Origin of the sequence: Megasphaera sp. SW808 (assembly GCF_012027795.1) — a bacterium.
Classification (GTDB): Bacteria; Bacillota; Negativicutes; order Veillonellales; family Megasphaeraceae; genus Megasphaera; species Megasphaera stantonii.
Window position 1 is genome coordinate 1 of sequence record NZ_SJOT01000047.1, and the last position, 6,594, is coordinate 6,594.

Annotated in this window: 7 protein-coding genes and 1 tRNA gene; 3 read left to right on the forward strand and 5 right to left on the reverse strand. The window is 41.4% G+C overall.

Annotated elements, in window-relative coordinates:
* Positions 1-334: 334 nt before the first annotated feature.
* The 3 genes from E0L13_RS11530 to E0L13_RS11540 all read left to right on the forward strand — a co-directional run bounded on the left by E0L13_RS11530 (position 335) and on the right by E0L13_RS11540 (position 1,821).
* Positions 335-625 carry a hypothetical protein gene (locus tag E0L13_RS11530; protein WP_168062554.1) on the forward strand — a complete coding sequence of 97 codons (291 nt, stop codon included), beginning with the start codon at positions 335-337 and terminating at the stop codon, positions 623-625.
* 74 nt (positions 626-699) lie between these two features.
* Positions 700-1,671: a WYL domain-containing protein gene (locus tag E0L13_RS11535; RefSeq protein ID WP_168062556.1), complete on the forward strand. Its 972-nt coding sequence runs from the start codon at positions 700-702 to the stop codon at positions 1,669-1,671.
* A gap of 59 nt (positions 1,672-1,730) precedes the next feature.
* A tRNA-Ser gene (locus E0L13_RS11540) sits at positions 1,731-1,821 on the forward strand.
* 80 nt (positions 1,822-1,901) lie between these two features.
* Here E0L13_RS11540 and E0L13_RS11545 read toward each other — a convergent pair.
* From E0L13_RS11545 to E0L13_RS11565, 5 genes are all read right to left on the reverse strand, one after another.
* Positions 1,902-3,065 (reverse strand): site-specific integrase, encoded by a 1,164-nt coding sequence (locus E0L13_RS11545; protein WP_168062558.1) that lies wholly within the window; start codon positions 3,063-3,065, stop codon positions 1,902-1,904.
* A gap of 72 nt (positions 3,066-3,137) precedes the next feature.
* Positions 3,138-3,317: a helix-turn-helix domain-containing protein gene (locus E0L13_RS11550; RefSeq protein ID WP_168062560.1), complete on the reverse strand. Its 180-nt coding sequence runs from the start codon at positions 3,315-3,317 to the stop codon at positions 3,138-3,140.
* A gap of 14 nt (positions 3,318-3,331) precedes the next feature.
* On the reverse strand, positions 3,332-3,976 hold the full coding sequence (locus E0L13_RS11555) for a hypothetical protein (RefSeq protein ID WP_168062562.1): 645 nt from the start codon (positions 3,974-3,976) through the stop codon (positions 3,332-3,334).
* A complete protein-coding gene (locus E0L13_RS11560; RefSeq protein ID WP_168062564.1) occupies positions 3,964-5,970 on the reverse strand; it encodes a hypothetical protein in 2,007 nt (668 codons plus the stop codon). The genes E0L13_RS11555 and E0L13_RS11560 overlap by 13 nt, the downstream gene beginning before the upstream one ends.
* A 289-nt stretch (positions 5,971-6,259) precedes the next feature.
* A partial coding sequence (locus E0L13_RS11565; protein ID WP_168062566.1) for a hypothetical protein occupies positions 6,260-6,594 on the reverse strand: 335 nt, incomplete at its 5' end.

Sequence of the window (6,594 nt, forward strand, 5' to 3'; positions counted from 1 at the left end):
GGAAATGCCTTGTATCTAATATTTTATCAAAGTACCTCCTTCTATCGCCTCTCCCTATTTTTCACATGAATGGATTATCCAATCAAGCTTAATTAGAACATCTCCATTATACATTCCAGAATGGTTGATTTTTATTAGCAAAATGCAAAGATTTTTTTTGACGATTCATAGCACATAGCCTGCTGCCATTAACCACATATTCAACAAATATTGTCGTCTATTAAGCCTTTCGCAAAAGTCACAAGAATATAGAAAAAATTCTTGTGACGACAAATATCGTCGTACTCATATGATACTATCTCTGTATAACTACATGGAAGAAAGATGTGAGTATATGGAAAAAGCCCATCGCGTATTGCTGCTATTTTACCGTTTGCTGAAAGGCGAGCGGATCCATAAAGCAAATTTTGCCTTTGAACATCATGTAACGGAGCGTTCCGTCGAACGAGATATCCAGACAATTCGCAACTGTCTGGAAGAACAACACGCCAATATGTCCCTTCTGTTCGACCGGAAGAATGAAAGCTATTATTTATCGATTCCCAAGCAGGGATTTCCCTGTTCGTCGCAATTAAAAATACTGCGGCATTTAAAAGAAACGGAACATTCCAAGAGCAAAACATGACCATTGCCAGACTGCTGGAATGGATTATAATAAAAGAGAAGGCAAGGAATTTTTTTACCTATGAGGTGTTCCGCATGCATAGAATAAAGGGCGATAAAGAATCACCAAATAAAATCAACCGCATTCTCAGTTTGTACACGAAGCTTAGAGAAGGCCGCTGCATTCATGCCGACGAAGAAGCGAAACGGCATGGCGTAACCGTCCGCAGCATCCAGCGCGACATCAAGGATTTGCAGGAATATTTGCAATATCAGCAAGAAGAGGATACGCTGCTGAGCTATGTCATATTCTACGACAGACGGCAAAAAGGCTATATGATGAAAACGACAGATGTATCTACGTTCTCCAACAGCGAAATCCTGGCAATCTGCAAGATTCTCCTGGACAGCCGAGCCTTTACCAAAAAAGAAATGACGGCTATGCTGGATAAATTAGTAACAAATTGCGTAGCTGCCCAAAATCGGGACGTCATTCGCGAACTCATAAAAAACGAAGCCTTCCATTACATCGAACCGCATCATAAAAAAGTTTTCATCGACAAGCTTTGGACTATAGGGCAGGCTATCCGCAGCCATCATTATATCGAAATTGCCTATAAGCGCTCCAAGGATAAAAAGCTGGTCGCGCGCAAATTAAAACCGGCAGCCATTATGTTTTCCGAGTACTATTTCTATTTGACTGCCTTTATTGAAGACAAGGACGTGCAGCAGCATTTCGATGTCATCAACGACTCCTTCCCAACGATATACCGCATAGACCGAATCGCCGACTTAAAAGTCCTGCCTGATACCTTTCGAGTCCTGTACGCCGACCGGTTTCAAGAAGGAGAATTTCGCAAACGGGTACAATTCATGTACGGCGGCCGACTGCAGCGCATTCGTTTTACCTATTCAGGACCAGACGTCGAAGCCATCTTAGATCGCCTTCCTACGGCTGTCATCGAAAAAGAAACTGAAAACATGTATACTATTTCAGCTGAAGTATTTGGCGAAGGCATTACCATGTGGCTGCGAAGCCAGGGAAAAAATATTCACATATTACCGTAATGTTTCCCCTTGACATATACTGGTATCCATAGTATACTTATCTAGTCAGCCGACGATGTGGAGTGATACTCAAGAGGCTGAAGAGGACGGTTTGCTAAATCGTTAGAGGTCGCAAGGCCTGCGAGAGTTCGAATCTCTCTCACTCCGCCAAAATACTGAAATGAGCAGTCTTGAAGAAGTTCAGGACTGCTCGTTTTTTTATGCAAGGAAGGCCATTAGGAAGGCCATTTTTATTTTTCATCCAATTCGGCATTAATCTGTTCCAACATTTCCACAGCCTTATCCTGCATCGTCTGCATGACGTGACTGTATGTATCCATCGTAATCCGGCAGCTGGAGTGCCCCAGCCGTTCCGATATAACTTTTACATTGATGCCGGCTTCCAACAGCCATGTTGCGTGCGTATGGCGTAAGTCATGAACGCGAAATTGGCGGGTAATCCCGGCTTTATCCAACAACTTTTTAAACGTTCGGGCAGAGAAATTGCTGGGATCGCTAAAACCGCCTAATGGCTTGGTAATGACGAAATCACTATCTGTATACATTTCACCCCATTTTTCTTTTTCACGTTGCTGCCATGCTCTATATTCCATTAACGTCGTTTTTAATGCGCTAGAAAAGGGAATACGGCGGTAACTGCTTTTCGTTTTTCCTGTCGGCTGGTATATATTAGTATGATTGGTATGTACGATAGTCCCTGCTACCAGCAAGTTTTTCTTTTCTAAATCGATATTTTTCCATTGCAAACCGAATATTTCGCCAATCCGCATACCGGTTTCTAAAGCCAGTTTTATGACCATATACGATCCATAATCAGCCTTACGAGCAACATGCAACAACTCTGCTGCTTCTTTCTTTGACAGAATGTGCATGGCAGTCTTCTCTACTCGAACCGGCTTCGTTCCCAAAGCCGGATTTTTTGGAAGTATATCGTAAGTCACAGCGTCGTTAAAGGCCGAAATAAGAATCCGTCGAACGGAATTTATCGTTCTGGGAGCCAAGTATCCGCCCTTTTTCGCCGGAGCAGTCGTAAGCTTATTGATTAACTCTTGAATCTTTAACGTTGTAAGATTTTTTAACAACTCCTTGCCTATATAATGATTAATATGAAGAACAATGGCACACCGATACCGTTCATATGTTTTGATTTTAATTTCCGGCCTTTTATACTCGTTCAGCCATTTATCCATCCATTCCTTCACGGTCATTTCTGCTCCCGGATTATCACACTGCTCATTAAAGTCTTTAATTTTCTGCATGACTTCCTTCTGGCTATGCCCAGTAAAGAGCTTTCGTCCGTATTTACCATCGGGCTTTACATAACGAATCTGACCTTCATACCGTTTTCGCTTTTCATTGTAGTAAATTGTTCCTTCTTTATTTCCTCGTCTCATTTGAATATCGCTCCTCTCCCAATATAAATTGATATAAAACGGGACGACTCAAGGTCGTCCCGCCTATTTAACTTAACACTGTTTTTTAGCCAATTCCTTCAAAAATGAAGCTGGAATCAAAATCCGCCGTCCAATACGTTCAGCAGGAATTTCTCCGCGCCGGATAGCCGTATAAACAGCTGCCAAACTCAAGGGTAAAACCCCTCCATTGGCGACAATGAGTTCTTTTGGCGAATACCACATACGTTCCATCTAAAATACCTCCTTTAAAAAAGCCCATGTTCTCGCAAGACCTGCATAGCTGAACCGGGTTGGTATCGCTGTTCCCGTTCGTAAAAATGGGGGTCTTGATAAATCAGCGTTTTCGAATCCTCCGGCAGTGCTATCATTTCATTTTGCCCGTCATATCGTGTATAAAAGCGCCGAATATAGTGGCTAAAGGCGATATTTTGAGCCTGTTCGACTGTTCCACCGTCGATCCAAACAGCATGAGGATACAGGAAACCAGCATCCAACAAGTAATGCATTAGCCCATCTAAATTGCTGACCACCGCGTACCCATTAATAGCATCAACACTCCAATATCCTACGCAAGGAGCTTGTACGATGCCTGTATTTATGTTATACACATACCCGCCATCACTGGTAGGCGTCATGGGGAGTGTAGTGGGGACGGCCGGATTCAACATACAAAACTCGCCCCTAGGGATTTTCAATGCGCCGTTTCCATTGGGATTGCTAAAGCCAATCCAATTATTGTACTGAATTGTAAATGTAATGGCTTCATCGACGCTTTCGAACACCCACACTTCGCATTTGGGCATCTGCCTGCATAGTAAAATGGTAAAGAGCGTTCTCGGATTGCTAGTTAGACAAATCAAATTCGTGTGAATGTAAATTATTTTACCCATTTGAAATTACCTCCTAATCCCAAATCTGTATGCTCTTGGATATATTGCATAGCCTTTTCCCAGCATATACATAAAATTTGCATTTTCTCTTTATTAATAGTAATGATTTTTAATTTCTTTGGGGCATGATCTTTCTGCTCATACCCTTCACTGATTTCAGCCTTTAACAAACGGGAAAAGAGGTCATTGGCTGAACCCTCTATACGATAGCCCAGTTGCCCCCAATATGCTTGTACGTCTGCATAAATTTTATCCGGTCTCAAACATACAAGTCCGCCGTCACAAAATCCTACATATTGAGTCGGATTCTGTTGGAATACATCACGAGAGGCAGCAAGAATCATCTGCTTTGTAGCTCGCAATTGTGACAGTGCTGTTATGAACATATATACAGGGTTGCTTGTTTTCCCTTTCAGCTCATTCTTTTTCATGAGTCCCTGTAGTAAGGGAAGCCATTCTTCCCGATACATTCTATCTGCCTCGCTTGACGTTATGGCTCCATAATAAACGCCACACCGTAATATCAGCGTTGCCGTGATAGAAAGCGAACGGTAAATTTCAGCCTGGCGGTCAAAAGCCATTGATAAGGAAGCTGGTTCAAAGCGGATAATATATCGCAAACATTCTTCAGATGTGTCTTCTAGGAATCGAACATATGCGCTAATATATCGCTCTATTAAGCTGGATCTTTTTTCCATTTTAGCCAAACTACGCTCATTTTGAAATTCGCGTAGTTTGGCGTTATCAACCGTAGATGGAGTAATCTGAACTTCCAAGGTCCGTAACTGCCCGGATTGTTGCAGACAGTCCAGCGACGATTCTGCCGTTACAACTACAGCAAAACGCGTATCTACTCGTTCCACGTCACGCCCGCCATTGCTAGACTTAGCTCGACCGGCCGAATCGCCTACTTGCCGTAAAAAACGGTTTAATTTGCTATCGCTATTTTTATCTCTGACGTCGCTAAGATCATCTAAAACAAAGACGGAATCATGACAACTCATCGCAATTAATTCTATGGCTCTATCCGTTGCTGTGAAGTTAACTACTTCATCATTATCAAACAAGCAATACAGACAACGGGCAAGTGCCGTTTTTCTGCTACCTGTTGGTCCAACTAAAGCCAGAATAAATTGTATTGGATGTCCGGCTTTTTCGAAGAAAGCCATAGTATATCCGATATGCAGCTGCAAGAAAAGCGGCAACAACGTTTCAAGGTCGCCAATCTGTAAGATACTCTGTCCATACTGCCATAATGCCTTTGCCTCTTCGTATGAACTAATAGGAGCTAAGCATCGTGGGCTATTGCAATTCGCATCAAGCCCGGAAACGTAGTGAAATTTTCCGTCATCTTGTTCATACCAGCCGGCCGTTTCATAGAAAGTTTCCTCCGGCAATTGATTAAGGCTATCTTCGTATAATTTGCCGGTATATTGTTTAAAGACTCTCGCGGCATTGGGATAGTCGGCCAAAAGGTAAAATTCTGGGTGTTCCGAAGCGAGTTTTGTAATAAATGATTGCCACTCGGACTTCGGCAGACTCCATATTACGTCCTGTGTCGCACTATGTATACACACGCGAATCATAACTTTTTCGCCGCTCAAAGCAATGACCTTTCTCAAACTCTGTATTTCCACAGTGAAGTTAGCAATTTTATGTACAATTTTCCCGGTATCGTACAATAAATATCCATCTTCATTTTCTGAGAAAGGTGTACAGGATTCGTTTAAAACAGGCATATCAGCTTTCTGTTCATTCTGCGGTCCTACTGGAAACAGAACCCTGCCAGTGTTTGCATACCAGTCTACTGGATATACTGTAATCGTATCTAATGCCAATGGCATGCAGTCAGGTATCTTTGACATACCGATGTCCCCTTTAGGAGATTTCTCGCATTGTATGAACCCCGGACAAGGAGCAATATTTAGTTTTTCTAAACTTTCATATCCGTTAAAAAAGACTGTGCTCAAAGAATTATTCTTAGTATTCTTCATTTTTGACTTCCTCCTTCATGTTAACTTATCAATTTGAGCTTGTTTGCTCTATTTACATTATGACAGTTTTTCCTTCCAAAGACTGTACCCTAAAAAGTCGTAAAATTTTACAATGATATAACTATACTTTTATTCCATATAGCAAAAATAGCTATCACTGGAAAAAAATCATCTTCGCGTGATAGCCATTTTTTGTCGCCAAATAGGCATAATAAAGGGGCTGCCACACGAAGAAGCATTATCTCTTCTTCGTGCGGCAGCCCCAACAATTATCATAGACGATCTGCATTTACAGAGATTTTTTCACAGGATCAAGTGGATATTGAAAAATCGGGTCATTACACAATACCTCCCATAAACATTCCAAGCATTGCAACACTTCATTTTCACTTTGTGCTTTGAGAAAACATTGTTGAATAATCGGTTCCAAAGTGCGCATCTTGTCGTTTATAATCTCTGGTTTTATCGAGAATAATTCTTTAATATAGTTTTCCACTATCATAAGGCGAATCCAAAAATCCATAGTGCCATGTTTTTTTATATTCCTTAAAATTTGTATTAATGGTACATCTTTATTTTGTTTAAAATCTCTAACAAGCTCTTCACCAAAATACAAAATTAAAA